Below are 1,264 nucleotides of genomic sequence, written 5' to 3'. Positions count from 1 at the left end.
TTCTCCATGGTCGCATTGTCTGCACAGGTTGCTTTACGAGACATGCTTTGGAAAATCTTGTTTCGCTTTAATGTTATCACCCATAAATGATGTTGATAGTGCCAGCCCTGATCCGAGTGAATCGTTGTACGGTATTGGGCATGTTCTTGAATAATTGGGAGTGCTTGTTTCAATGAGTCTATTACGAAATCAAGTGTAGGGCGTTTAGACATACTAAAGCCCAGTATTTCACCGTTATATAAATCCATAATCGGACTTAAATAGAGTTTTTCGTTGTTTGTACATTTGAATTCTGTTACGTCTGTCACGAGTTTTTGTAGGAAGTACGTTGTATGGAAACGGCGGTTTAATCTATTCTTCGCGACTTTCCCTACAGTACCTTTATACGATTTATAGCGAGATTTACGCACGAATTTCACGCATTTTAAATTCAATTCACTCATGATTCGCTGTACTTTTTTATGATTGATTTTATGTCCTTGTCCCTTTAATTCCGCATGAATGCGACGATATCCATATCGCCCTTCATGTTGCTCAAAAGTCTCTAAAATCAACGTTTTCCACTCTTGATCTGGATCTTCATTCTTCATTTGCTTGATGTGATAGTGATACGTTGCTTCTGGAATATCGACTTGTTTAAAGATGTCTTTTAATCTGAACCCTTCTTCTTTGAGTTCAAAGGCGATTGCTGCTTGTGCTTTTCGAGGAAGGCATCCGGGTTCTCTCGAAAAGCCTTCAACTTTTTTAAATACGCAACCTCTAGACGAAGTCGTTCATTTTCACGTTCTAACTGCTCCTCACGAGACATTGGTTTTTCTGCTTTTGTCAATGTAGCTTTTGTTTTTTTAGACATAGATGGCCTTCCCTTCGCATGTTTCAGGCCTTCTACTCCTTCTTTTAAAAACTTACTGTTCCAAGTTGCGATTAAACTAGGTTGATTCATGTTAAATCGAATTGCTGTATCTTGGTAAGAAGCACCTGTTTGTTTCATAAAGTTTAATACATCTAATTTGAATTGAACAGGATATTCTTTATGGTTTGTTTTCCGTTGTAAACCTTCTTCTCCAAAAGCTTTATAAGCTCTAACCCAACGTTTGATTGGAGTTGGAGATGGAATACCATATTTTTGCGCTAATAATAAGTACCCCAAATTCCCTTTTAAATACTCTTGAACAATCTTTAATTTAAAACCTTGGCTATATTTCGCCATACAAAAACACCCCAAAAGTTAGATTTATTACTCTAACTTTTGGGGTGCAGCACC

General features: G+C 37.3%; 1 protein-coding gene and 1 pseudogene. Both read right to left on the bottom strand.

The features are described from left to right. Nucleotides 1-689: pseudogene (locus C9J35_RS23130) on the bottom strand (IS3 family transposase); the annotation flags it as partial. Next, nucleotides 650-1,210, bottom strand: coding sequence for a helix-turn-helix domain-containing protein (locus tag C9J35_RS23125; protein ID WP_107927161.1), 561 nt, complete (start codon nt 1,208-1,210; stop codon nt 650-652). The pseudogene C9J35_RS23130 and the gene C9J35_RS23125, both read right to left, overlap by 40 nt. Between the last annotated feature and the right edge of the window lie 54 nt (nt 1,211-1,264).

This window comes from Lysinibacillus parviboronicapiens (genome assembly GCF_003049575.1).
GTDB lineage: Bacteria > Bacillota > Bacilli > Bacillales_A > Planococcaceae > Lysinibacillus > Lysinibacillus parviboronicapiens.
This window is presented reverse-complemented; position numbering and strand designations above follow the sequence as displayed.

Bases quoted from the DNA above. Each gene is read 5' to 3' on its own strand.
- C9J35_RS23125 (WP_107927161.1), bottom strand. From the start codon at position 1,210: ATGGCGAAATATAGCCAAGGTTTTAAATTAAAGATTGTTCAAGAGTAT.